This is a genomic window from Geodermatophilus africanus (genome assembly GCF_900107105.1).
Lineage (GTDB): Bacteria > Actinomycetota > Actinomycetes > Mycobacteriales > Geodermatophilaceae > Geodermatophilus > Geodermatophilus africanus.
In genome coordinates, this window is record NZ_FNOT01000004.1 from 131,990 (window position 1) to 156,421 (window position 24,432).

Here is a 24,432-nt window from a genome sequence, read left to right on the forward strand (position 1 = left end):
TGGCCTCGTCGCAGCCGGACACCACACTCAGCGCACAGGCGTCAGGGCCGCGGCGATGCGGGCCACCAACTCGTCAGGCCGGCGCAGGTCGGCGGCCATCACGAACACGACCCGCCAGCCGGCCGCCTGCAGCCGGTTGAGCCGCTGCCGGTCGCGTGCGAACTGGCCCGGCTCGGCGTGCCAGAGGCCGTCGTACTCCACTGCGACCCGGTGCTCCGGCCAGGCGAGGTCGACCCTCGCCACGAAGCCACGCGCGTCGCGGACGACGTACTGGGCCACGGGCGCCGGCAGGCCGCCTCGGTGCACGAGGAGCCGCACCCGGGTCTCCTGCGGTGACTCCGCCAGCCCGTCGGCCAGCCGGCAGGCGTCGCGCGCACGTGCCGAACCCGGACCCCGGGCCGCCGCGGCGAGGCTGCGCACCGGCCCGATGCCGGCGACTCCGGATGCGACGAGCCGGTCCACCGCGACGACCGCGTCGTCATCCGCCAGCGCGGCGGCGACCCGGACAGCCGTCGCCTCCGGCGTCGTCACGGCCACGCCGCGACGCCGGCACACCCACCCGTCTGGCAGCCGGCTCCGGCGCACGCGCAGGCCCGGGACGCGCACCGGGTGGTGGCCGGGCGGGACGGTCAGCTCGACGTCGGCCTCGGCCGCCACGAGGTCGACGCCCCACAGGACCGCCGCACTGCACCCCGTCACCACGGACCCGGGTACGAGGAGCGACGCCGCCGTCCGGGCCCGGAGCGCGTGGGTGACCTCGACGTCGCGGTGCGCGTAGAGGCCCGGCCAGACCCGCCGCCAGGTCGGGCCCCGCAGCTGGTTGCGCGTGAGCAGGCCCCTCGAGATCACCACCGAGGCCCGAAAGACCCGGCTGCGGAGGACGTCGGGTACGGAGGGCGGCACGGGCACCGGCGCACCGTGCCGGACCGGGCGGCAGGGTCCCCGGCCGTCGTCCACAGCCGCGCCGTTGTGCACCGATGGTCGTCTCCGGCTGGCGCGAGACCACGGGACGTGCACACCGAGACCGAGCTAGTCGGACTTGGCGGCCACGACGGCGTCGTACACGGTGCGGCGGGGCAGCCCGGTGCGGACGACGACGGCGCGGATGGCGTCCTTGCGGGTGGCGCCCGCGGCCTCCTCCGCGGCGACCTCCGCGGCGACCTCGGACGGCGACAGCGACGCCGGCGCCGCGGGCGCGCCGCCCACGACCAGCGTGATCTCGCCGCGCACGCCGTCGGCAGCCCACACGGCCAGCTCGGCGAGGGCCCCCCGGCGGACCTCCTCGTGGGTCTTGGTCAGCTCCCGGCAGACGGCGGCCGGGCGGGAGTCCCCGAACGCGGCCGCGGCGTCGGTGAGCGCGTCGACCAGCCGGTGCGGCGACTCGAAGAAGACCATCGTGCGGCGCTCGTCGGCCAGCCCGGCCAGCCGCGACCGCCGCTCCCCCGCCTTGCGCGGCAGGAAACCCTCGAAGCAGAACCGGTCGACCGGCAGGCCCGACACCGCGAGTGCCGTCGTCACCGCCGACGGCCCGGGCACCGAGGTGACCTCGACGCCGGCGTCGATCGCGGCGCGCACGAGCGTGTACCCGGGGTCGGAGACCGAGGGCATCCCGGCGTCGGTGAGCAGCAGGACGGTGCGGCCCTCGGCCAGCGCGGCCAGCAACCCGGGCAGCCGGGAGCGCTCGACCGACTCGTGGAAGGTCACCACCCGGCCCGACAGCTGCACCTCGAGGTCGGCGGCCAGGCGGTGCAGGCGCCGGGTGTCCTCGACGGCGAGCACGTCCGCGGTCGCCATGGCCGAGCGCAGCCGTGGGCCGACGTCGCCGGGCTGCCCGAGCGGAGCGCCACCGAGCACCAGCCGTCCGACCATGCGCCGAGCCTGTCACGACGACGGCCGTAGGCCCGCCTGCAGGGGTCGCCCCCTGCAGGGTCCCGCCGCGAGCTTGCGAGTGGCGGGGGGCAGGGGGTGTTTCACGAGCTCCGGGGGGCAGGCGGGTCCTTTCACTACCCTGGCCGCATGGCGGTGCTGGCTCCGGATCGCACGGACCGGGAGCCCGGGGAGCTCCGCCCGGCCCGGTCGCGCCGCGGTCGGCTGCCCCGGCCGCGCCGCGATACCACCCCGCCGCTGCCGTCGGACCGGGTCCTCGCCTGGGTGCTGACCGCGCTGCTCGGGCTGGGCGCCCTCGCGATCCGGCTGTGGGAGATCGGCTACCCGGGCGACCTGCTCTTCGACGAGGCCTACTACCCGCCGCAGGCCCAGGAGCTGCTCGAGTGGGGCCACGAGTACAACCGCGGCTACACGTTCACCGTGCACCCGCCGCTGGGCAAGTGGCTGATCGCCGGCGGCATCGGGCTGTTCGGCTACGACTCCTTCGGCTGGCGGTTCCCGTCGGCGGTCGCCGGCAGCATCGCCGTCGTCGTGCTTGCCCGGCTGACCCGCCGGCTGACCGGCTCGACGCTGCTCGGCCTGGTCGCCGGCCTGCTGCTCGCGCTGGACGGCCTCGCCTTCACCCTGTCGCGGATCGGCCTGCTCGACGTCTTCCTGCAGGTCTTCGTGGTCTCGGCGGTGGCCTGCCTGGTCGTCGACCGCGACCGGGTCCGGGCCCGGATCCGGGCAGGGACGGCGACGGCGACGGCGACCGGTTTCGCGCTGGGCCCCCGCGGCTGGCGGCTGGCGGCCGGGTCCCTGTTCGGCTGTGCCTGCGCGGTGAAGTGGAGCGGGATCTACTTCCTGGCCGCCTTCGCCGTGCTGAGCCTGTTCTGGGACCGCGCCGCCTGGCGCGAGGCCGGCGTTCCGCGGCCGACGGTCACCGCCGCGCGCCGCGGCCTGCCCGGTGCGCTGTGGGCGCTGGCCGCCGTCCCGGTGCTGAGCTACCTCGCCAGCTTCACGGGGTGGTTCCTCGGGGAGACCTCGCAGGGCAAGGCGTGGGCGCAGCAGCACCCGGAGACGGCGTTCCCGTGGGTCCCCGACGCGCTGCGGTCGCTGTGGCACCAGCACGCCGAGTGGCTGACCTTCCACAACGGCCTGTCCACGCCGCACCCGTGGGAGTCCGGGCCGTGGAGCTGGCTGGTCAACGGCCGGCCGATCCTGCTGTGGAACCCGCAGGGGCTCACCGACGCGGCCGGCGAGCCGGTGATCCGCTACATCCTCATGCTGGGGACGCCGACCCTCTGGTTGGCCTTCGCGCCGGCGCTGGTCTGGCTGGCCTGGCGGCTGGTCGCGCGGCGGGACCCGGCCGCGATCGTGGTCGCCGTCGCGGTCGCCGCCGGCTGGGGCACCTGGTTCCTCAACCCCGAGCGCACGATGTTCGCGTTCTACACCGCCCCGGTCCTGCCGTTCTTCGTGCTGGCCGTCGTCCTGGTGCTGCAGGACGTGCTGGGCCGGCCCGGCGCCCCGCGGCTGCGCCGGCAGGTCGGCCTGGGCGTCGTCGCGCTCTACGTCGGCGTGGTGGCGGCGACCTTCGTGTACTTCCTGCCCGTGCTCACCGGCGAGCCGCTGTCGCGGGCGGAGTGGCTGGACCGGATGTGGTTCCCGTCGTGGTTCTGACCGAGGGAGGCCGACGATGACCGACCAGCCGGTGCGCACGGAGGTGGACGGCGACGTCTGGCGGGTGACGCTGGACTCGCCGGGGACCGGCAACGCCGTCGACCCGGCGATGGCCGCGGCGCTCGGCGAGGCGCTGCGCACCCGGCCGCCGGAGACCCGGGCGGTGCTGCTGCTGGCCGAGGGCGAGCGCTTCTGCGTCGGCGGCGACGTGCGCGGCTTCGCGGCCGCCGACGACCCGGGCACCGAGGTGGGCCGGTTGGCCGCCGACTGGCACGAGGTGGTGCGGGCACTGCTGGCCAGCCCGGTGCCGGTGGTCGCCGGGGTGCACGGCGCGGTCGCCGGAGCGGGGGTCGGGCTGCTCGGCGCCTGCGACGTCGTCGTCTGCGCCCGCTCGACGCGGATCCGGCCCGCCTACGGCGCGATCGGCTTGTCCCCGGACGGCGGCACGTCCTGGACCCTCGCGCACGCCCTCGGCCCGGCGCGCGCCCTGGACCTCACGCTGACCGACGGCACGCTGGACGCGGCGGCGGCCCACGCGTGCGGCCTGGTCGCCCGGCTGGTGCCCGACGACGAGCTGCGCACGGCCGCCACCGAGCTCGCCCACGCGCTCGCCGCCGGGCCGGTGCGGGCGATGGTGCGCACCCGTGCGCTGGTCCGCGGCGCCGCCGTCCGCACGCTCGACGAGCAGCTGGACGACGAGGCGCGGCTGATCGCCGAGTCGGCCGCCGACCCGGAGGGCCGGGAGGGTGTGCGGGCCTTCGTCGAGAAGCGCCGGCCGGACTTCCGCGCCGCCCGCTGAACGCTCCGCGACTGCTGAGCGCTCCGCGACGCCGGTCAGCAGTTCGGGGTCAGCGTGGTGGTCACGACGGACGACGCCCACGTGCCGCGGTTGGCCCAGACGCGGTAGGTGTAGGTCGTGCCGTTCACCAGGCCCGTGTCGGTGACGGTCGTCGTCCCCATCGGCGCGCTGCTCGTCGCCTGGACCGTCCCCCCCACGACGCGCTCGCCCCGGTAGCCGTCGGCCCAGGCGCTGGGGGTCGCCGTCCAGGACAGGGACGCGCCGACCTGCTGGAGGGCAGGACGCAGGACGACCGTCTGGGCGATCCACGCGGTCGTGGAGCCGGACGTCGTCGAGGTGCGCTGCGGGACGGCGCCCGGCCCCGCGAACGCCTCGTCGGCCGCGGTGACGGTCTCGCTGTCCGAGCTGTGCGTCCAGAGCGCGTTGGTGCCCGTCGGGGTGGGGGGTTGCCCACCGCTCCTGGTCAGGAGGTGGACGACCACCGCACCCGTCGCCGTCGTCGTCAGCGCCGGCGTGGTCGCGGTCTCGCCGGAGCCCGTGGACCCACCGGCGACGGCGACGGGGGCGCTCCCGCTGACCCCCCGGTAGGCCACGATCCCCCCCACCATGTCGCCGGTCTCCGAGGCGGGGCGGGCGAAGTCCGCAGCCGGCTCGGTCCCCGCGGCGACCTTCCAGTAGACGGCGGAGGTCATGACGCCCCCGCTCGTGTCCGGCAGGGTGATCCGGGTCCAGTCGCCGGGTGCCGTGAGCGGCGAGGTGCCGTAGTAGGCCACCTGCGCGACCAGCACGTCGCCCGCCGCGGTCCCGGGCGGGGGGATGAGCGTGAGCGGCGAGAGCTCCGTCGAGGCGAGGGCCCCCCGCAGGACGATGGGTGCGTACGTGCAGTTCCGCGAGGCGACCAGGCCGGACGGCGGCTGGAGCCGGTCGGCGGCCAGGGAGTTGGTCGGGGTACCCGTCGTGGCCGAGAACGCCGCGTGCACCGACGGGAGCGCCAGCGCGGCGACGAGCAGCGCGAGCGCAGCGACCAGACCGGCCAGGCGGGCTCCGGGAGCCCGGCGGGCACGCCGGTGCGGCCTGTCCATCGTCACCCCCTCCCGTCCGGTCTCGCGCGCCTGGATCCTCGGTCCAGGCATCGGCACCGGTCCGCCGGGGCTTGAGCTCTCCACGGCCGGCCACCGCACCCCACTCCGGAGGAGGGAGGAGCGCCACGCCCCCCGATCAGAGGGCCGCGTGCGCCCGAGGGGTGGGCACCGGCGGGAGGGGGATCCGCGTGACGGTCGCCTCGTCGACGGCGACGCCGCTGACCGGGCCCTCCGCACCCGCCATGCGGGCCTGGTCCCGCCCGCCGGCCTTGGCGGCGTACAGCGCCGTGTCGGCCGTGGCGAGGAGTTCCGCGGCGGAGAGGCCGGCGCCGTGCTGGCAGGCGATGCCCAGGCTCGCCGTGATCGGCCGCGGCGCCTCCACCTCGCGGAGCACCGTGCGCAACCGGCGGGCGACCGCGACGGCGTCGTCCGCCGTGGCGCCGGGCAGGACCAGCGCGAACTCCTCACCGCCGTAGCGCGCGGCGACGTCGCCGGGCCGCACGCAGGCCCGCAGCGCTGCGCCGACCCCCCGCAGGACGTCGTCGCCGGCCTGGTGCCCGTAGGTGTCGTTGAGCTTCTTGAAGTGGTCGAGGTCGATGATCAGGACCGACACCGGCGCACCGCTGCGGGCGGCGACCGCCAGCTCCCGATCGAACGCGGCGTCGAAGGCCCGGCGGTTGGCCACCCCGGTGAGGCCGTCGGTGAGCGCGCTGGCCTGCAGGTGCTCCAGCAACGCGACGCGGGCGAACGCCGTCGCGGCGTGCGCCACCGCCTGCTCGGCGACACCGACCCGGCGTCGCTCGATGCGCGAGCCGCTGCGCGCGTCGTCCTGGAAGGTCAGGACACCGCTGCCGGAGCCGTCCAGCCCGAACGGGACGGCGACCACCCGCCGCGCGCCCTCGAGCACCTCGTCGACCCACGGGTCGGGGCCCTTCATGGCCGCCAGGACCGTGCTGCCCCGGTCGACCGCTGCGGCGAGCAGCGACCCCGGGAGCGGAACGCCGACCGGCCGCAGGGGCTCGGCGTCCCGGTCCCGGTGCTTGCGGACGGCCAGGTCGACCGCCGGCACCGCGCTGCCCTCGGGTACGTGGCAGTGCACCGCGGCCAGGGGCGAGTCGGCGGCGTCGACGGTGAAGTCGAGCAGCGCCTCGGCGACCTTGGCGCCGGTGTCCGCCTCGTGCAGGGCGCCCGCCAGCCGGCGCAGCGCCTCCTCGTCGTAGCGCCGGCGACGCAGCTCGCGCTCGTTCACCGCGCCGAGGCCCGAGGTCATCACCGCGGTCACCCAGACGGCGACGAGGAACACTCCGTAGGGCAGGGAGTCGAAGCCCTGGACGGTGCCGTGTGCGGGCAGCAGGGCCGTGTCGACCGCCTTGAGGACAGACATGACCACGAGGGAGTGCCACAGCGCGAGCTTCAGTCCGGTGCGGAACGAGCCGAGCAGCGTGACGCAGATGACGTGCAGGACGATCACGTACACCACCGGCCCGGAGATGCCCCCGGCGACGTAGAGCGCCCACCCCAGGTGGACCGCGTCGAGGATGACCGGCACCGTGATCGCCGCCACCGCCCAACGGCGGCCGAGCGCCGACAGCTTCTGCAGCACGAGTCCGACGGCCAGCAGGACGGCCCCGGGGACGGCGAGGGTCTCCACCGGGGGTGTCTCCGCCGTCCGCGTGGCCACCCACGCCACGACCGGCAGGACGACGACCACGCCGATGCGGACGGCGAGCAGCCACCGGAGGCGGTCGGCCAGGGGCAGGTTGTCCAGGGAGCCCTGTGGGGACGCAGGTGTCTGGCTCATGTGGGTGCCGTCCTCGGCAGCTCGGGGAAGTCTCGGAAGTCGTTCAGTTCCTGGTGGACGCGGGCCAGCGCCAGCTTCGGGTCCCGCCGGTCGAGCCGGCCCTGCACGGCGAGGAACCCCGCCACGAGGGCGACCAGCGCGAGCGGGAACTGGCCGTCCTCCACGACCGCGAGCGCCGTCTCCCCCACCGCGGCGGCCACCTCCGCGACCGTCGTGGGGGACGCCTCCAGCGGCGGCGCCTGGACGACGTCGCCGGTGCCCCGTGGCGGGTCCCCGCCGGGATCGGTCACCGGCGGCACCGGGGTGGCGCCCGGGGTCTCGGAGGGGACCGGCGTGGGCTCGGGCGTCGGGACGGCGCTCGGCGTGGACGTCGGCACGGCGCTCGGGGTCGGGGTCGGGGTCGGGACGGCGCTCGGCGTCGCGACGGGTGCGGGCGTGGGCTCGGGAGCCGGCGCCGGGGCCTCCGGTGCGGGCACCGGGACCGGGGCCGGCTCGGGCGTCGGCTCGAGGACGGGCTCGACGTCGAGCGCCCAGACGAAGGTGGCCGCGGCCCGCAGGCCCTGCGCCCGGGGGTCGTCGAGGACCGTCACGGTGACCCGGTAGACCGTCGACGGCACGCTCCCGGGCCGCCAGCCGGTCGGGATCCCCGCGGCGGCGGTCCGGGGCAGCTGGTCCAGCGTCCCGCTCCAGGCGGGCACGCCGGTGAAGGACGCACACCGGCTCGGGTCGCCGAGCGTGCCCCGCTCGACGGCCAGGGACAGGTAGGGCGCGAGGTCGTCCTCGGCGACGTCGGCGCTCAGCGTCACCTCGCTGAACGACTGGGCCGACCCGGTCACCGCCAGCGCCACGCACGCGGTCTCGGTGTGCCCCGGGCGCAGGCCGGTGGAGGTGAACAGCGCCGCGCCACCGCGGTCGTCGACCAGGCTGACTGCACTGGTGCTCGCGGCGGCCGGCTCGACCGGGTGCGGGACCCACCCGGCGCCCAGGTGGGCGAGCAGGGCGGCGCCGACGAGCCAGGCGGCGCCCCGGCTGCTCCTCGGCAGGCGCGGGGACGCGGGCGCGACTGGTGGACGCACACCTCTCCCCTCCCTCGTCGAGGTCGCGTCCGGCCGTCGGGACCGGTCTCGCTCGCTCATGTCTTCGGCCGGGCGCGGCGGATGTTGAGCAGGAGGGCAGCGGTCACGCGCCGGCGGGACCGGCCACCTGCGGCGTCCCGCCGCGCACGCCGGCCGGGCGCTGGCCCGCGGGGGGCACGGGCGGCAGCCCGGCGCGGCGGACGAGGCGGTCGGCAGCCGGGGAGTCGGCGAGCCGGTCGGCGCTGGTGCGGCCGCGGGGGCCCGCGGGCCGGCCGGTGACGACGACGGTCGCGGCCGCGAGCAGGGCGGCGAGCGCGGCCAGGGAACCCCACTGCCCGGCGAACCGCCAGTACGCGGGGAGCCCGACGTAGGGGACGCGCAGCTGCGCCTCGCCGATGACGCTCGAGGCCGGCACGTGGGTGGTGTCGTCGCTCTGGTTGGCGTCGCCGCGCGTGACCAGATCCCCGCGCGCGTCGAAGGCGACGAGGCGGTGCAGCACCAGCCGGTCGGCTCCCTCGGGGTCCGGGAACAGCAGCACCTGTCCCGGCTGCAGGTCCTGCGGCGGCACCGGACGCGTCAGCACGACGTCGCCGGCCGAGAGCCGCGGCTCCATCGAGCCGGAGACGACCACGTGGCCCTGGAAGCCCGCCAGTCGCGGCGCGAGGGCGAGGACCACCAGGCCGGCCAGCGCCACCAGCACGGCCGCGACGACCACGCGGAGCACGACGGCCGGACGGAGGCTCCGCCCGGGGGACGCGGGCACGCGGTTCCGCGGTGCGCCGCCGACGAGGAGAGGCGCGGTCACGGGGTGTTCTGCGCTTCCCAGGTGAACGTGGCGCTGGACTGGGTGTTCTGCGCCCCGTTGTCGTCCTTGACGGCGTAGGTGATCCGCAGCGTCAGGTGCGTGTTCTGCGTGGTACCGGCGCTGACGAGCAGACCGCTGCCGAAGTCCCGGTGGGTGGCCTTGAGGTGGGTCAGGGTCCGCGTCTGGTCGGCCGGGCCGTTGGCCTGCGCGGTGTTGTACAGGAACGTCGGCGTGGACGTGGGGGTGAAGCCGGTGCAGTCGGCCGCCACCGCGGTGTTCGCCGCGACGTCGGCGCCCCGCTCCACGCTCATCACGAGGTAGGGGTCGAGGGAGGTGGCGCCGGTGGGTGGCGTCGCTGCATGCATGCGGATGTCCGCGGGCAGGTCGCCGGTGTAGTCGATCCGGATGCAGCGCGACCGGCTCGAGCCGGGCTTGAGGGCGCCGTCGCTGGCGGTGGTGAAGAGGGCCGCCCCGCTGTCGCTGTCGCCGAGGACGACGCTGCCGGTCTGCCAGGAGTTGCCGGCGTTGCCGGTGCTGGCCGAGAAAGCGGCGTGGGTCGAGCCCCAGGTCAGGGCGAGGCTCAGCACCAGGCCGACGGGCACCGCGACGGGGAGCACGGTGCGACGGGCTCGAGAGGCGCGCTGGTGCACGGCAACTCCTTCGGCAGCGGCGGGACGCAGCGACCTGCGTTCCTCGACACCAGGGCATCGACACCGCGGTCCGAGCCCTGAGGAGCCCGGCGGGACAGGTCACCCGATCGGGTGGGGACACTCGATCGCGCACTGCCGTCGGCCGAGGGCACCGGCTCCACGGCGCGCCGGGCCGGGTTGCGGACGGATCTCGCGGGCGGCCAGGCTGCGGGGAGCCTGACCGGCGGAGTCGCCACCACTGGGACGATCGACTACGGCACGAGGAGGCGGCCATGGGCCTGCCAGCACGCGACGAGGCCAGGGAGTGGGTCGGCTGGACCTGTGTCGACCGCGAAGGAGCAGAGCTGGGCGCGGTCGCCGCCGTCCTCGCCGACCAGTCCACCGGCCGGCCGGAGTGGGTGTACGTCGAGGTCGAGGGCGCGAGCGCCGTCGTCCCGGCCCTGGACGCCGACGGCTCGGGTGGCCGGGTGACGGTCGCGGTGACCCGGGCGCAGGTGACGGCCGCGCCGTCGGTGGGCGGCGGCCGGGAGCTGTCCACGGAGCAGGAGGCCGACCTCTACCGCCACTACGGCATCCAGGTGTCGAGCGCGGCCTCGGAGACCCTGCTGCCGGCTGCCGCGGCCGGGACCGGCGCTGCCGCGGCCGGGACCGGCGCTGCCGCAGGAACCGGCGCCCCGGACGAGGCCACCTCGCCGGCGGACACCGCCCCGGCGGTCGCCTCGGGGTCGACCGGTCGCGGCGCGGTGCTCGCCGCGGGCGCCCTTGCCGCGGTGGCGGGGCTGGGCGTGGTGCGGGCCCGGGCCCGGCACGCAGCGGTCCGACAGCCGTGGCCCCGGCGGCTGTGGGCCCGTCGTCCGTGGGCGCCCCGCCCGCCCTCCCGCGCCGAGGTGGTGGCCGGGCAGGTCCGCGCCCTGTCCGCACGGACGGCCCGGGGCACCCGGCACCTCGGGCGCACGGCCGCGCCGCTCGTCCTCGCCGCGGCCGAGTCCACCCGGCACCGGGCGGTGCGGTCCGCGGAGGAGCTCCGGCACCTCGGGCGCACGGCCGCGCCGCTCGTCCTCGCCGCGGCCGAGTCGGCGCGGCACCGCGCGGTGCTCGGCGCCGAGGAGCTGCGCCACCTGGGTGCGCTGGCCTCGCGGGCCGCGGTGGCCGCCGTGGCCCGAGCGCGGAGCTGACCCGCACCCGGGTGCCAGAGAGCCCCGCACCGGACGGACCGGGCGGGGCTCTGTGGGTGTCGGGGTGGAGCTGAGGGGATTCGAACCCCTGACCCCCTCGATGCGAACGAGGTGCGCTACCGGACTGCGCTACAGCCCCTGACTGGGGACGAGCTTACCGCCCGCCCCCGCCGGCACCGCGACCGGGGGCGGCTAACCGCGAGGTGCTGGAACGGCCCCCTCTGCAGGGCCCCGCCACGAGCCTGCGAGTGGTGGGGGGTAGAGGGGTCCTTTAACCGTTGGCGACCCGGCGCGGCTGGTACACGTCGATGTCGGCGAACCCGATGTCGTCGTCGTCCAGGCCCACGACGGCGCTGTTCTGCCACCCGGCCGGAGCGGCGCTGCGGGCGGCCACGACCCGACCCGGGCGCAGCGGGTGCACCGGCGCCAGCGGCAGGCTCGGGTGCGGGAGGCCGACGGTGGAGTGCACCGCCGCGGCCGGCTCCTCCTCGACGGGTGCCGGGCGGGGCGCCGGCACCGGGCGCGCGGCGGGCCGGGCGGCCGGCCGACGGGTGGCGCGGGCAGCGGCCCGGGCGGCGCGGCGGGCGGCCAGCCGCTCCCGGCGCGCGGCGGCCCGCAGCACCATGAGGTAGGCGACGACCGCGAGGTCGAGCACACCCTGGGCGATCCACAGCCACGGGCTCCAGACCAGGGCGCCGACCAGGGCGAGCAGCGTCAGGGCGACCAGGCCGGCCAGCGTGCGGCGACGGATGGCGTGGACGTCGACCCGCAGCTCGCCGGAGGTCACCAGGGCGGTCCGGTCGATCGAGACCCGCTCGGTCTCGGCGAAGACCGCGGGGTCGACCGCCCGGCGCCGCTGCAGCGTGCGGCCGGCGTCGGCCCCCGTGGAGCGGTCCGCCGAGGAGTCACCGCGGGTCACCACCATGGGCACCAGCACGACGAACCACAGCACGACCAGAGCGGCCAGCAGCACACCCGAACCCATCCTGAACACCACCCGTCACATGCGTCACCTGCCGGGCGAAGTTACGGCCTGGACTCCTCCGTTCGAGGGAGGCGCGCGGCGTGTCCGTGGGTGTCGTGTGACGGGAGTGCCCATCGCCGCACCCGGCGCGGCGTGTCGACACGGCGACACCCGCCGTCCCGGCGGTCAGCGTGGTACGCGGGACCGCCACCGGGCGACCACGCCGCCGGGCGCGTCCTCGGCCAGCAGCGCGAAGGTGTCGTGGTCGCGCCAGTCGCCGTCGATGTCGAGGTACCGGCGCAGCAGGCCCTCGTGACGGAACCCTAGCCGGCGCACCAGCCCGCGGCTCGGCGCGTTCTCGGGGCGGATGTCGGCCTGCAGGCGGTGCAGCCGCGCGGGCCCGAAGGCGTGGTCGCAGACCAGCGCCACGGCCAGCGAGCCCAGCCCCCGCCCGGCGACGGCACGGTCCATCCAGTAGCCGAGGTTGCCCGAGCGCAGCGCGCCCCGGACGACGTTGTCGATGGTCACCTGCCCGGCGAACCGGCCCTCGACCCGGACGACGAACGGCAGCGACAGCCCCATCGCGGCGCGGCGCAGCACGGCCCGCCGCATCGCCCGGTAGGCCCCGGGGGTGTGCCGCGCAGCCCACGGCCCCACCGCGGTCGGCTCCCACGGCGCCAGCCAGGCCTCGTTGGCCAGCCGGACCCGGCTCCACTCCTCCGCGTCCCGCCGGCGCGGCGGGTGCAGCTCGACCGGACCCCAGCTCAGGGAGGCCGGCCAGCCGGGCCGCAGGGAGGGGTCGACCACGGCGCCGCTCAGCCGCCGAGCAGCAGCGGCATGACCGTCACCAGGCCGCCGGCGGCGACCTCGGTGACGTCCTCGTCGACGACGATCAGGCAGTTAGCCCGGGCCATCCGCGCGAGCATCGCCTCGTCGCCGTCCCCCAGGGGCTCGACGACGTAGCCGCCGTCGGGGTGCCGCATGACCTGGCCGTGCAGGTACTGCCGGTAGCCCAGCGGCGAGAGCAGCCGCTCGGCGGCGATCGCCTGCACGGTGCGGCGGAACAGCTGGCGCTTGCCGAGCATCATGCGGATCGCCGGGCGCACGAACACCTCGAAGGCGACCAGCGCGGCGACCGGCTCCCCGGGCACGCAGATGACGGGGACGGCGTCGCGGCCCAGCCGGCCGAAGGCCTGCACGGGCCCGGGGTGCATCGTCACCTGCGAGAAGTGCATGGGGCCGAGCGCGGCGAGCGCCTCCTGCACCGGGTCGCCCTCGCTGGCGAGGGTTCCCGCGACGAGCACCAGGTCGCTGCGCAGCAGCTGGCTCTCGAGGACCTCGGAGAGCCGGCGCGGCTCGGCCGGGAGGATGCCCCACCGGTAGGCCTCGGCGCCGGCGTCGCGCGCCGCGGCGGCCAACGCGTAGCTGTTGACGTCGACGACCTGGCCGGGCGCGGGGGTCGTGCTGATGTCGACGAGCTCGCCGCCCGCGGAGAGGACGGCGACCCGCGGCCGGGGTCGCACCTGCACCCGGTCGCGGCCCACCGCGGCGAGCAGGCTGATCTGCGCGGGCCCGATCGGGGTGCCGACCTGCACCGCGGTGGTGCCCGGTGCGACGTCGTCCCCCGCACGGCGCACGTAGGTGCCGGCGAGCGGGCCGGCGTGCACGGCGACGGTGGCCATGCCGCCGTCGGTCCACACCACCGGGACGACGACGTCCGCGCCGGCCGGCAGCATCGCGCCGGCGGCCACCTTCTGCGCCATCCCGGGGCCGATCGACGCCGGGCCGCTGGGGCCGGCGACGGTCTCCCCCACCACCGACAGGCGGGCCGGCTCCGCGGGGGTGGCACCCTCGACGTCCAGGGCGCGGGCGGCGTAGCCGTCGAGCGCGGCCTGGTCGAAGGCGGGCAGCGCACGCTGGCTGACGACCTCCTCGGCGCAGAGCAGCCCCTGTGCGTCGAGGACGGCCAGCTCGATCGGGTCGGGTTGCGGCACCGCGGAGAGGATCTCGTCGAGGTGCTGCTCGACGCCGCGCGGGGGCGCCGGCTCGGCCGCCGCGGGCGGCGGCGGGACGGCGCCGCGGTCGATCGCCGTCGTCTCGTGCACGGGCGTCCCGACGGCGCCGTCGGCGGCGGGCGAGGGCGCCGGCACGTCCCACACCGGGGTGCCGGAGCGCAGGTCCAGCGCCGTGGTGTCCCGGTACCCCGGGACCGTCCCGTCCCTGCCGTCCTCGGTCATGCTCACCACAGGAGTCGATGCTGCCCCCTGACGGCCTCCGCTCAGGCCTCCGACGCGCCCGCGGTGGGCAGGTCGGCCACGAACTCGGCCAGCCAGGCACGGAAGCCCGGCCCCAGGTCGTCGCGCTCGCTGGCCAGCTGGACGACGGCCTTGAGGTAGTCCAGCCGGTCGCCGGTGTCGTACCGGCGGCCGGAGAAGACGACCCCGTGCACCGGCTCGCCGCGCTCGACGAGGGTGGCCAGGGCGTCGGTCAGCTGGATCTCCCCGCCGCGGCCGGGCGAGGTCCCACGCAGCGCGTCGAAGACCTCGGGGGCCAGCACGTAGCGGCCGATGATCGCCAGGCTGCTCGGCGCCTCGTCGACCGGCGGCTTCTCGACCAGGCCGGTGATCGACACGACGTCGGTACCGCCGGGCTCGACGGCGACCGCGCCGTACTTGTCGATGTTCTCCCGGCCGACGTCCAGCAGCGCCACGACGGAGCCGCCGTGCTCGGCCTGGACCTGCAGCATCTGCTCGAGCAGGTGGTCGCGGGCGTCGATGATGTCGTCGCCGAGCAGCACCGCGAACGGCTCGTCGCCGACGAAGGCCGCGGCCTGCAGCACCGCATGGCCCAGCCCGCGCGCCTCGCCCTGCCGGACGAAGTGCACCTGGGCGACCTCGGTGGACTCGTGCACCGCCGCCAGCCGGGCGGCGTCGCCCTTCTTCTCGAGAGCGGTCTCCAGCTCGGGGTGCCGGTCGAAGAAGTCCTCGATCGCGGCCTTGTTGCGGCCGGTCACCATGAGCACCTCGCCGAGACCCGCGCGGGCGGCCTCCTCCACGATGTACTGCAGCGCCGGGCGGTCGACCACCGGCAGGAGCTCCTTGGGCACCGCCTTGGTGGCCGGCAGGAAACGGGTCCCCATCCCGGCGACGGGGATGACGGCCTTCCGCGTCGGGCGGGCGCTCGGAGTCGGCATGCGCGGGAGCCTAGTGACCCGGCCCGGGCGCGCCCCGAGCGGTGCTGTCAGGCGGCGGTCGGCCCCGGCGAGCGGAACGTCACCGGCCGGCGGAGCGGCCGTCGTCGGCGACACGCGCCGACACGCCGCCCAGCTACCGCGCGACAGCCGGTCGCGCGGGCGCTCCGAGCGTCGCTGGCTAGCCTGCGGCGGTGACCTCCGCGGACGACGTGACCGAGGCCAAGGTCGCGCTCCGCGCTCGCTTCCTGGCCCGCCGCGAGGCCCGTTCCGCGGAGGAGCGCGCCGTGGCCGGTGCCGCGGTGACCACCGCCCTGCTCCGCGGCCTGGCCGGCACCCGGACGCTGGCCGCCTTCGCCCCCGACCCCACCGAGCCCGGTGCGGGCCGGCTGCCGGCGGCGTTCACCCAGCTGCGCTCGCGGGTGCTGCTCCCGGTGGTCCCGCCCGACGGCCGCGAGCTGTCCTGGGCGGTGGACACCGGCCGGCTGGCCCCGGGGCGCTTCGGGCTGCTCGAGCCGGTCGGGCCGCGGCTGGGGCCGACCGCGATCGGCGCCGCCGAGGTCGTCGTCGTCCCCGCGGTCGCGGTGGACCGGACCGGGGTGCGTCTGGGCCGCGGCGGCGGCTACTACGACCGCGCACTGCGGCACGTGCGTCCCGGCGCGCGGCTGGTGGCCCTGGTCTTCGACGACGAGCTGGTCGACGCGCTGCCGGTCGAGCCGCACGACCGGCGCGTCACCGCGGTGGTCACCCCCTCGGGCGGCTGGCTCGACCTGACCTGAGCCGGGCTCGGTCCTCGTCGGCGAGCAGCGGGACGTCGGACACCAGGTCGATGTGCGCGGTCACGGCGGCCGCGGCCGCCGGCGCGTCCCCCGCCCGGATCGCCTCGGCGATCGCGCGGTGACCGGCCAGGCTGCGCGGGGGCCGGCCCCCTGGGACAGCGACTCGATCCGGCTCTCCCGCACCAGGCCGGCGATCTCAATGATCAACCGGCCGAGCGACGGCCCGGACGGAGGCCGTCGGCGGCCCAGGACACCAGCTGCTGGACGGACCTGCTCGCACAGCCGCGGAGACCGGCGGAGCGGGTGAAGGCCATCGGGAGGCACCGCGGGGCTCATGGGGGGCGGGATCGATCACGTCCCGGCATGCTGTCGGCGCGGCGCATGAAGATCAGTGGCCGAGCCACTGAGCCACTGCACCGGGTGTACCAGTCCTCCGACGCCGTAGGAGCTCCTCGTGTCACCGGAGATCATCACGATCCTGGCGCTCGTCGCGATCTTCGCGATCGCGACGTTCCTGCCCATCAACATGGGAGCGCTGGCCTTCGTGGCCGCCTTCGTCGTCGGCACCCTGTCGGTCGGGTTGACCACCGACGACATCCTGGGCGGCTTCCCCGCCGGGCTGGTGCTCACGCTGATCGGCGTCACCTACCTGTTCGCCATCGCCCAGAACAACGGAACCGTCGACCTGCTGGTCCGCGGCGCCGTGAAGCTCGTCGGCGGCCACGTCGCCGCCATCCCCTGGATCATGTTCTTCGTCACCGCGGTGCTCACGGCGATCGGCGCGCTCTCCCCCGCCGCCGTCGCGATCATCGCCCCGATCGCGCTCACCTTCGCCGCGCGGCACGGGATCAGCCCGCTGCTCATGGGCATGATGGTCATCCACGGCGCGCAGGGCGGCGGCTTCTCCCCCATCAGCGTCTACGGCGTCACGGTCAACACGATCGTCGAGGACGCGGGCCTGCCGAGCAGCCCGCTGGCGGTCTTCCTGGGAGCGCTGGTCTTCAACATCGCCATCGCGCTGGTCCTCTTCTTCGTCCTCGGCGGCCGAAAACTCATCGGGCGCAAGGTCGCCGCGGCGGGCGTGCCGCACGCCGAGCACGCGCACGGCACCCTCGTCCGCGGCCACGGTGCGGCTCCCGGGCCAGCCGTGGGCGGCGACGACGACGAGCACGTCCACCCCGACCGGCCGCAGCCGGTCACCCTGGACCAGGTCCTCACCCTCGTCGGGCTGCTCGTGGTCGCCGTCCTGGCGCTCGTCTTCGACCTCGACATCGGCTTCGTCGCCATCACCGTCGCCGTCGTCCTCGCGCTGTTCTCCGCCCAGCAGCACAAGGGCGCCGTGGCCCAGATCAGCTGGTCGACCATCCTGCTCATCGCCGGCGTACTGACCTTCGTGTTCGTGCTCGAGGAGGCCGGCACCATCGACTACGTCGGCGACGCGGTGATCGGGCTGGGGGTGCCGCTGCTTATCGCGCTGCTGCTGGCCTACATCGGCGGGGTGGTGTCGGCCTTCGCCTCGTCGACGGCGATCATCGGCGTCGCCATCCTGCTCGCGGTGCCGTTCCTGGAATCGGGGGCGATCAGCGCGGTGGGCGTGGTGGTGGCACTGTCGGTCGCCTCCACCATCGTGGACGTGAGCCCGTTCTCGACGAACGGTGCGCTGGTGCTGGCCAACGCCCAGGACGTCGACCGCGACCGCTTCTACAAGCAGATCCTCGGCTACGCCGCGATCGTCGTCGCCGTCGGGCCGCTGGTGGCCTGGCTGGTGTTCGTCGTCCCCGGCTGGCTGTAGACCCGAGAGGGAGGCACCCGTGTCCGGACCGCTGGACGGCGTCCTCGTCGTCGACCTGACCCGCGCCCTCGCCGGGCCGCACGCCGGGATGATGCTCGGCGACCTCGGCGCCCGCGTCATCAAGGTGGAGAACCCCGGCAGCGGGGACGACACCCGCGGCTGGGGCCCGCCCTTCCTCCACCCGGAGGGCGCCGAGCGGGAGTCGACGTACTTCCTGTCGACCAACCGCAACAAGGAGTCGGTCACCCTCGACCTCAAGGACGACGGCGACAAGGAGCTGCTGCGCGAGCTGGTCCGCCGTGCCGACGTACTGCTGGAGAACTTCCGCCCCGGCACGCTGGAGCGCCTCGGCTTCGGCACCGACGTGCTGGAGCAGCTCAACCCGCGGCTGGTCACCCTCTCGATCAGCGGCTTCGGCCACGACGGGCCCGAGGGTGGGCGGGCCGGCTACGACCAGATCGCCCAGGGCGAGGGCGGACTGATGTCGCTGACCGGCTCCGGCCCGGACGACCCGCAGCGGGTCGGCGTCCCGATCGCCGACCTGCTGGCCGGCATGTACGGCGCCTACGGGGTGCTCGCCGCGCTCATGGAGCGGCAGCGCACCGGCCGCGGCCAGGTGGTGCGCACCTCGCTGCTCGCGGCGATCATCGGCGTGCACGCCTTCCAGGGCACCCGGTGGACCGTCGCCGGCGAGGTCGGCCGCGCGCAGGGCAACCACCACCCCTCGATCGCGCCCTACGGCCTGTTCCACTGCAAGGACGGCAGCGTGCAACTCTCCTGCGGGTCGGAGGGGCTGTGGCGGAGGCTGTGCACCGAGTTCGGCCTGGACGCCGACGCCCCGGGCCTGGCCACCAACGGCGAGCGCGTCGACCATCGCGACCGGGTGATCGAGCTGCTGGAGCAGACCTTCGCCGACATCTCCCCCGAGGAACTGCTCGCCCGCCTCGCGGGCGCCGGCGTCCCGGCAGGCAAGGTGCGCACCCTCGACGAGGTCTACGGCTGGGACCAGACGCTGTCGCAGGGCCTGCTGGTCGACGTCGACCACGAGACGCTCGGCCGGCTGCAGCTGCCCGGGCCGCCGCTGCGCTTCTTCGCGCCCGGTCCCGACGGCGAGACCGAGACCACCCGTCGCGACCACGCTGCGCCACCGGTGCTGGGCTCGTCGAACGAGGCGATCCGCGCCTGGCTGAGCCGGTGAGCGGGCTCGCGATGAGCAGAGCACGGCACGGCACGCGTCCGAGGAGCGCCGGCGAGGAGGGTGCGTGACGTCGCTGGACGCCCGGGCACTTCGGGACCTGGTCCTCGACCCCGGCTCCTACAAGAGCTGGGACTCCCCCATCACCGTCGGGGACCTCCCGGAGCCCTACGCCGCCGAGCTGGCCCGGGCGGCCGAGCGGACGCGGCAGGACGAGTCGGTCACCACCGGCGAGGGGCAGCTGCGCGGACGGCGGGTCGCGGTGATCGCCGGCGAGTTCGGCTTCCTCGCCGGCTCGATCGGCGTGGCCGCGGCCGACCGGCTCATCAGCGCGGTCGAGCGGGCCACCGAGGAGGGACTGCCGCTGCTGGCCGCGCCGGTGTCCGGCGGCACCCGGATGCAGGAGGGCACCGTCGCCTTCCTGCAGATGATCGGGATCACCGCGGCCATCGCGCGGCACAAGGAGGCCGGGCTGCCGTACCTGGTCTACCTGCGGGACCCCACGTTCGGCGGCGTCCTGGCCTCGTGGGGGTCGTTGGGGCACGTGACGATCGCCGAGCCCGGCGCCTCGATCGGCTTCCTCGGCCCGCGGGTCTACCAGGCGCTCTACGGCGAGCCCTTCCCCGAGGGCGTGCAGACCGCCGAGCACCTCGCCGAGCACGGGCTCATCGACGCCGTCGTCCCGCACGAGGAGATCGCCGAGGTCGCCGACCGGGCGCTGCGGGTGCTCGCCGCCCGGCAGACCTGGCACCGGGACGTCGCCGACGCCGAGCGGCCGACGCCGGAGGACGGCACCGACACCGACGATCCCGAGGACGGCCGCAGCGCCTGGGACGTCGTCACCGCCTCCCGGCGCGCGGACCGGCCCGGCGTGCGGCGGCTGCTGCGCACCGCGGCCACCGACGTCGTCGGCCTGTCCGGCACCGGCGCCGGGGAGAAGGACCCCGGGCTGCTGCTCGCCCTGGCGCGCTTCGGCGGGGCGCCGTGCGTCGTCCTGGGTCAGGACCGGCGCGGGCAGTCCCTGTCGGCGCCGCTCGGGCCGGCCGCGCTGCGCGAGGCCCGGCGCGGCATGCGGCTGGCCGGCGAGCTGCGGCTGCCGCTGGTCACCCTCATCGACACCCCCGGCGCGGCGCTGTCCAAGGAGGCCGAGGAGGGCGGGCTGGCCGCGGAGATCGCCCGCTGCCTCGAGGACATGGTCGTGCTGCGAGCCCCCACGCTCGCGGTGCTGCTCGGCCAGGGCACCGGCGGCGGGGCGCTCGCGCTCGCGCCGGCCGACCGGGTGCTGGCCGCGGCCAACGGCTGGCTGGGCCCGCTGCCGCCCGAGGGCGCCTCGGCGATCGTGCACCGCACCGTCGACCGGGCCGACGAGATGGCCGCGCACCAGGGCGTGCGGGCGACCGACCTGTGGCGGGCCGGCATCGTCGACCGCGTCGTCCCCGAGCGGCCGGACGCCGGGGACGAGCCGGTGGAGTTCTGCCGGCGGCTGGGGCGCGTGCTCGGCGAGGAGCTGGCCAACCTGCTCGGGCGGGACGACGGCGAGCGGTTCCGCACGCGGCTGCACCGCTACCGCCACCTCGGCCGCTGAGGGGCCCTCCCCTCACGGGCAGGTGAGCTGATCGCGCCGGTCCTGGCTCGCCACCGGTGCCGAGCCAGGACCCGCGGTGGGAAGCCAGGACGCCGGCCGGCTGCCGGACACCCGCGGCCCGGACCGTCGCGAGCCAGTGACGCCGTGCGCGGGAGAAGGGCTCCCGGTCAGCCGGCGGTCACACCCCGGCCGGCGCCGCACGGCCGGCCCGTCGGGCGGTGCCCGCCGCGACGCCCGCGTCGTCACCGGCCGGCGACAGCTCGGCCCCCTCCTGGAGGCGGAGGCGGTGGTCGGGGTCGAGCCGGTCGAGCACCGCCTGCAGCGCCTCGCCGAGGGCGCGGGTCTGCTCGTCGGTGAGCGGGTCGAACAGCGCGGCGCGGACCGCCTCGACGTGACCGGGGGCGACCGACCGGACGACCTCCCACCCGGCGTCGGTGAGGACGGCGAGGTTCCCCCGGCCGTCCTCGGCGGAGCGCTCGCGGCGGACCCAGCCGCGCTCCTCCAGCCGCGCGACGGTGTGCGAGAGCCGGCTCTGCGACTGGTTGGCGCGGCGGGCCAGGTCGCTCATCCGCCGGCTGCGCCCGGGCGCCTCCGACAGCATGGCCAGCACGACGTAGGCGGCGTGGCTCAGGCCGGCGTCACGCTGGAGCTGGGCGTCGAGCACCCGCGGGAGCAGCTCGGTGACACTCAGCCACGTCCGCCAGATCCGCTGCTGCTCCTCGTCGAGCCACCGCTGCGCCACGCCCGGAACGGTACGTCCGCGCGACACGCCGGGCCCATCTGGAGGTCATCCCTCGACGCGGATCGCCAGGACGGCGATGTCGTCCTCGCGGTCGCAGCGCACCGGGTCCAGCACGCGGTCGAGGATCGCGTCGGCCGGCAGGCCCTGCAGCCCACCGAGTGTGGCGGCGAGCGCGCTGGTGCCGGCGTCGATGTCGCGAAGGCTCAGCGCAGCGGGATGTCGTGCCCCGGGCCGCGCTCGTCGTCCTCCCGCGGACCGTGCCACCGCCGGTCGGCCTCGGCGATGGGGACGTCGTTGATGCTGGCCTCGCGCCGGCGCATGAGCCCGTGCTCGTCGAACTCCCACAGCTCGTTGCCGTAGCTGTGGAACCACCGGCCCTCGGCGTCGTGCCACTCGTACTGGAAGCGGACGGCGATGCGGTCGTCGGTGAAGCCCCACAGGCTCTTGCGGAGCACGTAGTCGAGCTCGCGCGCCCACTTGCGTTCCAGGAAGTCGACGATCTCCGCCCGGCCGGTGAGGAACTCGTCGCGGTTCCGCCAGACCGAGTCCTCGGTGTAGGCGAGGCTCACGCGGTGCGGGTCGCGGGTGTTCCAGGCGTCCTCGGCGGCCTGCACCTTGGTGAGCGCGCTGTCGTGGTCGAACGGCGGCAACGGTGGACGGGGCTCGGTCACGGCGGCGCTCTCCTCCTCGGGTGCGGGGACCGCCTCCTCGGGTGCGGGGACCGCCGGATCCTGCCCCGCCCGGCGACGGGTCACCCGTCGTCCGGTCAGCCTCCGGGGCCGACCCCGCCACGCCGCGGCAGCACCGACGTCGACCGCCTGCCGGGTCGGCCTCGGGCACCCTCACGGGCGTGGACTCCCGACGGTCGGTGTGGCGGCGAACGGCCCCCGCTCACCGTGCAACGCCGGGCCCCGGCGGACCCGTGTCCGTGCGACGAGCCATCCCCCGCGGAGCGGGACACTCCCCGCCCGCACGTGGACGGGCGCCGTCGCGGCGCGCATCATTGGCAGTCGCCGGGTGAGAGTGCCAGCCCGGCCCGTCCGACGAGGAGTACCACCACCGTGCCCACGTACCAGTACGCCTGCACCAACCCCGACGGGAAGCACCAGTTCGAAGTGGTGCAGAGCTTCACCGACGCCCCGGTGAGCGAGTGCCCCGAGTGCGGCAGCACGGTGCGCAAGGTCTACGGGTCGGTCGGCGTGGTCTTCAAGGGCTCGGGCTTCTACCGCACCGACAGCCGCTCCACGGCGTCGTCGAACGGGTCGGGCTCGTCGTCCGACGGCACCACGTCCGACGGCAAGAAGTCCGACGGCAAGAAGTCCGACGGCAAGAAGGACGCCGCGCCCGCCGCCAGCAGCTCGTCGTCCTCGGGCTCCTCCTCGTCGGGCGGCTCCGGCTCCACCTCGAGCAGCGCCGCCGCCAGCTGACCCGCGATCCACAGGCGGCCGCCGGCTCCACAACCCGGCGTCCGCCGCCCCGCCGGCGGCCGAGGGCGGCCAGCGTGTCGGCATGGTCCGCCTCCGCCGGCCGCGCCGGCCGCTGCACACCGCCCGGCAGGTCCTGGCCGCGCTGCTCGCCGCCACCGCCCTCGTCCTGGCTCTCCGCCCGGCGCCGGAACCCTCCCCCGTGCCGGCCACCGTGCCGGTCGTCGTCGCCGCGGCCGACCTCGCTCCGGGGGCCGTCCTCACCACCGGGGACGTCGCCGTCGCGCACTACCCTCCCGAGCTGCGCCCGGCCGGCACGGTCGAGGACCCGGCCGCGGTCGTGGGCCGGGTCCTCGCCGGCGGCCTCCGGCCGGGCGTACCGCTGACCGACGCCGGACTGGTCGGGGCCGGCCTGACCGACCGGCTCGGCGCCGGGCAGGTCGCCGCGCCGGTGCGGCCCTCCGACCTCGCGGTCACCTCGCTGGTGCGGCCCGGCGACCGGGTCGACGTCCTGGCCACGCCGCCGGGTGCCGCCCGGGCCGAGGTGGTCGCCGCCGGGGCCCCGGTCCTGGCCGCCCCCGGGCGGGAGGACGACGGACTGCTGCTGGTCGCCGTCGACGCCGACACCGCGGCCCGGCTGGCCGCCGCGGCCACCACCGCGACGCTGACGCTCAGCCTCCCGCCACGCTCGGCGGGCGGTGCCGGACCGGCGGCGACCGGTGTGGGTGGATGACGCCCAAGGGCATCGAAGACTTCCTGCTGAGCGGCAACGTCGTCGAGCTCGCCGTCGCCGTCGTCATCGGTGCCGCGTTCACCGCCGTCGTCGACCAGTTCGCCGAGTCGTTCCTGACCCCGCTGGTCAACGTCGTCGGCGGACGGGGGCCGGCTCGGCGGCGCCGTCGATGTCGATGGGCAGGCGTCCACCTGGGGCGCGTTCGTCAGCCAGCTGGTCACCTTCGTCATGACCGCGGCCGTCATCTACTCCCTCGTCGTGCTGCCGATGAAGGCGCTCGTCGAGCGGTGGGGGTAGGAGGGTCCTCGTTCAGTCGCTGCCCCAGTGCGGCGGCCGGTCCTCGAGGTGGCGCCGATCGGCGGCCGACAGCTCCTCGGGGCGCTCGCCCCAGCCGACGTCCCGGTCGTCGGGGGCCCGCTCGGCGGGCGCGGCCGGCGTGGGTCGCGGCGGCTCCGCCTGCGGCTGCCCGAGCCCGTCGAGGACCTGCGCGGCCGGCAGCGCGGCCAGCGCGGCGCCCGGCACGGCCAGCTTGCTCCCCCGGGTGCCCGACCCGACGACGACCAGCTCGGCGGCCGCGACGGCGGGGTCCACCAGCACCGGCCAGGACGGCGGCAGCCCGAGCGGCGTGATGCCCCCGTACGCCATGCCGCTCTCGGCGACGGCGACGTCCTGGGGCGCGAAGGAGACCTTGCGCGCGCCGAGGTGGCGGCGCACCAGGCCGTTGACGTCCGCGCGGGCGGTCGCCGGGACCAGGCACGCGGCCAGCTCGGTCTGCCCGGCACGACGGGCGGCGACCACCACGCAGTTGGCCGAGACCTCCAGGGGCACCCCGTAGGCCTCGGTGAAGGCGGCGGTGTCGGCGAGGTCGGGGTCGATCTCGGCCACCCAGGCGGGCGCGGCCAGCACGCCCAGCGCCGCGGCCACCGGGGCGGCGAGCAGCTCGGGCCGCTCGGTGGCGGGGGTCCAGGTCAGCGAGCCGAGCCGGGGGGCGGTCGAGGCGTCCACGCCGACGATCCTGCCGTGGCGGCCGGATCACCGCGGCGGGCGGCCGGATCCCCGCTGGTCCGGTGCCCGCCCGGCCCGCAGGATGGGCC

General features: G+C 76.2%; 23 protein-coding genes, 1 tRNA gene and 2 pseudogenes. 10 read left to right on the top strand and 16 right to left on the bottom strand.

Translation table 11 applies throughout. The features are described from left to right. Window positions 1-27: 27 nt before the first annotated feature. Together BLW63_RS08380 and rsmI are read right to left on the bottom strand one after the other, a co-directional pair. Window positions 28-909 carry a DUF559 domain-containing protein gene (locus BLW63_RS08380; RefSeq protein WP_244522444.1) on the bottom strand — a complete coding sequence of 294 codons (882 nt, stop codon included), beginning with the start codon at window positions 907-909 and terminating at the stop codon, window positions 28-30. A gap of 120 nt (window positions 910-1,029) precedes the next feature. Further along, a complete protein-coding gene (gene rsmI, locus BLW63_RS08385) occupies window positions 1,030-1,869 on the bottom strand; it encodes a 16S rRNA (cytidine(1402)-2'-O)-methyltransferase (RefSeq protein WP_091153634.1) in 840 nt (279 codons plus the stop codon). Window positions 1,870-2,016: 147 nt separating this feature from the next. Between rsmI and BLW63_RS08390 the strand changes: the two genes are divergently transcribed. After that, on the top strand, window positions 2,017-3,546 hold the full coding sequence (locus BLW63_RS08390) for a dolichyl-phosphate-mannose--protein mannosyltransferase (protein WP_091153637.1): 1,530 nt from the start codon (window positions 2,017-2,019) through the stop codon (window positions 3,544-3,546). Window positions 3,547-3,562: 16 nt separating this feature from the next. Beyond that, window positions 3,563-4,345, top strand: coding sequence for an enoyl-CoA hydratase/isomerase family protein (locus BLW63_RS08395; RefSeq protein WP_091153640.1), 783 nt, complete (start codon window positions 3,563-3,565; stop codon window positions 4,343-4,345). A 35-nt stretch (window positions 4,346-4,380) separates the two neighbouring features. Here the strand turns inward: BLW63_RS08395 and BLW63_RS08400 are convergent, their stop codons facing one another. The 5 genes from BLW63_RS08400 to BLW63_RS26740 all read right to left on the bottom strand — a co-directional run bounded on the left by BLW63_RS08400 (window position 4,381) and on the right by BLW63_RS26740 (window position 9,759). After that, window positions 4,381-5,427, bottom strand: coding sequence for a fibronectin type III domain-containing protein (locus BLW63_RS08400; protein ID WP_139263505.1), 1,047 nt, complete (start codon window positions 5,425-5,427; stop codon window positions 4,381-4,383). A 136-nt stretch (window positions 5,428-5,563) separates the two neighbouring features. Continuing rightward, window positions 5,564-7,228 carry a GGDEF domain-containing protein gene (locus BLW63_RS28515; protein WP_091153651.1) on the bottom strand — a complete coding sequence of 555 codons (1,665 nt, stop codon included), beginning with the start codon at window positions 7,226-7,228 and terminating at the stop codon, window positions 5,564-5,566. Continuing rightward, the gene (locus BLW63_RS08410; protein ID WP_091153654.1) at window positions 7,225-8,304 is read right to left on the bottom strand and encodes a hypothetical protein; all 1,080 of its coding nucleotides are present in this window, start codon (window positions 8,302-8,304) and stop codon (window positions 7,225-7,227) included. The genes BLW63_RS28515 and BLW63_RS08410 overlap by 4 nt, the downstream gene beginning before the upstream one ends. 103 nt (window positions 8,305-8,407) lie before the next feature. After that, window positions 8,408-9,109 carry a signal peptidase I gene (locus tag BLW63_RS28520; RefSeq protein WP_170856700.1) on the bottom strand — a complete coding sequence of 234 codons (702 nt, stop codon included), beginning with the start codon at window positions 9,107-9,109 and terminating at the stop codon, window positions 8,408-8,410. Then, complete coding sequence (locus BLW63_RS26740) at window positions 9,106-9,759, bottom strand: hypothetical protein (protein WP_170856701.1); 654 nt, start codon at window positions 9,757-9,759, stop codon at window positions 9,106-9,108. The genes BLW63_RS28520 and BLW63_RS26740 overlap by 4 nt, the downstream gene beginning before the upstream one ends. A gap of 272 nt (window positions 9,760-10,031) precedes the next feature. Between BLW63_RS26740 and BLW63_RS08420 the strand changes: the two genes are divergently transcribed. After that, window positions 10,032-10,934 (top strand): hypothetical protein, encoded by a 903-nt coding sequence (locus BLW63_RS08420; protein WP_091153658.1) that lies wholly within the window; start codon window positions 10,032-10,034, stop codon window positions 10,932-10,934. A gap of 65 nt (window positions 10,935-10,999) precedes the next feature. Here BLW63_RS08420 and BLW63_RS08425 read toward each other — a convergent pair. The 5 genes from BLW63_RS08425 to galU all read right to left on the bottom strand — a co-directional run bounded on the left by BLW63_RS08425 (window position 11,000) and on the right by galU (window position 15,091). After that, window positions 11,000-11,073, bottom strand: a tRNA-Ala gene (locus tag BLW63_RS08425). Between the two features lie 132 nt (window positions 11,074-11,205). After that, window positions 11,206-11,907, bottom strand: a complete 702-nt coding sequence (sepX, locus tag BLW63_RS08430) for a divisome protein SepX/GlpR (protein WP_244522445.1) — start codon at window positions 11,905-11,907, stop codon at window positions 11,206-11,208. 177 nt (window positions 11,908-12,084) lie between these two features. Beyond that, complete coding sequence (locus BLW63_RS08435; RefSeq protein WP_091153664.1) at window positions 12,085-12,705, bottom strand: GNAT family N-acetyltransferase; 621 nt, start codon at window positions 12,703-12,705, stop codon at window positions 12,085-12,087. Between the two features lie 8 nt (window positions 12,706-12,713). Beyond that, the gene (glp, locus tag BLW63_RS08440) at window positions 12,714-14,135 is read right to left on the bottom strand and encodes a molybdotransferase-like divisome protein Glp (protein WP_244522482.1); all 1,422 of its coding nucleotides are present in this window, start codon (window positions 14,133-14,135) and stop codon (window positions 12,714-12,716) included. 41 nt (window positions 14,136-14,176) lie between these two features. Beyond that, window positions 14,177-15,091: a UTP--glucose-1-phosphate uridylyltransferase GalU gene (galU, locus tag BLW63_RS08445; RefSeq protein ID WP_091153668.1), complete on the bottom strand. Its 915-nt coding sequence runs from the start codon at window positions 15,089-15,091 to the stop codon at window positions 14,177-14,179. A gap of 191 nt (window positions 15,092-15,282) precedes the next feature. On the opposite strand from galU, the gene BLW63_RS08450 reads away from it, so the two are divergent. Further along, window positions 15,283-15,867, top strand: a complete 585-nt coding sequence (locus BLW63_RS08450) for a 5-formyltetrahydrofolate cyclo-ligase (protein ID WP_091153672.1) — start codon at window positions 15,283-15,285, stop codon at window positions 15,865-15,867. Here BLW63_RS08450 and BLW63_RS28915 read toward each other — a convergent pair. Continuing rightward, window positions 15,833-16,009 (bottom strand): annotated as a pseudogene (locus BLW63_RS28915) (FCD domain-containing protein); the annotation flags it as partial. The gene BLW63_RS08450 and the pseudogene BLW63_RS28915 sit on opposite strands and share 35 nt — an antisense overlap. 312 nt (window positions 16,010-16,321) lie before the next feature. Here BLW63_RS28915 and BLW63_RS08460 point away from each other — a divergent pair. The 3 genes from BLW63_RS08460 (at window position 16,322) to BLW63_RS08470 (ending at window position 20,439) form a co-directional block, all read left to right on the top strand. Then, window positions 16,322-17,659 carry an SLC13 family permease gene (locus BLW63_RS08460; RefSeq protein ID WP_091153675.1) on the top strand — a complete coding sequence of 446 codons (1,338 nt, stop codon included), beginning with the start codon at window positions 16,322-16,324 and terminating at the stop codon, window positions 17,657-17,659. Window positions 17,660-17,678: 19 nt separating this feature from the next. Continuing rightward, window positions 17,679-18,857: a CaiB/BaiF CoA transferase family protein gene (locus BLW63_RS08465; RefSeq protein ID WP_091153679.1), complete on the top strand. Its 1,179-nt coding sequence runs from the start codon at window positions 17,679-17,681 to the stop codon at window positions 18,855-18,857. Window positions 18,858-18,921: 64 nt separating this feature from the next. Next, window positions 18,922-20,439 carry a carboxyl transferase domain-containing protein gene (locus tag BLW63_RS08470; protein ID WP_091153683.1) on the top strand — a complete coding sequence of 506 codons (1,518 nt, stop codon included), beginning with the start codon at window positions 18,922-18,924 and terminating at the stop codon, window positions 20,437-20,439. 178 nt (window positions 20,440-20,617) lie between these two features. On the opposite strand, the gene BLW63_RS08475 is transcribed toward BLW63_RS08470, so the two are convergent. Both BLW63_RS08475 and BLW63_RS08485 read right to left on the bottom strand, forming a co-directional pair. After that, window positions 20,618-21,181 (bottom strand): MarR family winged helix-turn-helix transcriptional regulator, encoded by a 564-nt coding sequence (locus BLW63_RS08475; RefSeq protein ID WP_244522446.1) that lies wholly within the window; start codon window positions 21,179-21,181, stop codon window positions 20,618-20,620. A 203-nt stretch (window positions 21,182-21,384) separates the two neighbouring features. Then, window positions 21,385-21,852 carry a nuclear transport factor 2 family protein gene (locus BLW63_RS08485; protein WP_091154778.1) on the bottom strand — a complete coding sequence of 156 codons (468 nt, stop codon included), beginning with the start codon at window positions 21,850-21,852 and terminating at the stop codon, window positions 21,385-21,387. 390 nt (window positions 21,853-22,242) lie between these two features. Between BLW63_RS08485 and BLW63_RS08490 the strand changes: the two genes are divergently transcribed. From BLW63_RS08490 to BLW63_RS28920, 3 genes and pseudogenes are all read left to right on the top strand, one after another. After that, entirely contained in the window at window positions 22,243-22,608 is a 366-nt protein-coding gene (locus BLW63_RS08490; RefSeq protein ID WP_091153692.1) for an FmdB family zinc ribbon protein, read from the top strand. 82 nt (window positions 22,609-22,690) lie between these two features. Further along, window positions 22,691-23,338 (top strand): Flp pilus assembly protein CpaB, encoded by a 648-nt coding sequence (gene cpaB, locus BLW63_RS08495; protein WP_091153693.1) that lies wholly within the window; start codon window positions 22,691-22,693, stop codon window positions 23,336-23,338. Further along, window positions 23,335-23,421, top strand: a pseudogene (locus tag BLW63_RS28920) (MscL family protein); the annotation flags it as partial. The gene cpaB and the pseudogene BLW63_RS28920, both read left to right, overlap by 4 nt. Window positions 23,422-23,647: 226 nt before the next feature. On the opposite strand, the gene BLW63_RS08505 reads toward BLW63_RS28920, so the two are convergent. Continuing rightward, window positions 23,648-24,343 carry a YbaK/EbsC family protein gene (locus BLW63_RS08505; protein ID WP_091153695.1) on the bottom strand — a complete coding sequence of 232 codons (696 nt, stop codon included), beginning with the start codon at window positions 24,341-24,343 and terminating at the stop codon, window positions 23,648-23,650. Between the last annotated feature and the right edge of the window lie 89 nt (window positions 24,344-24,432).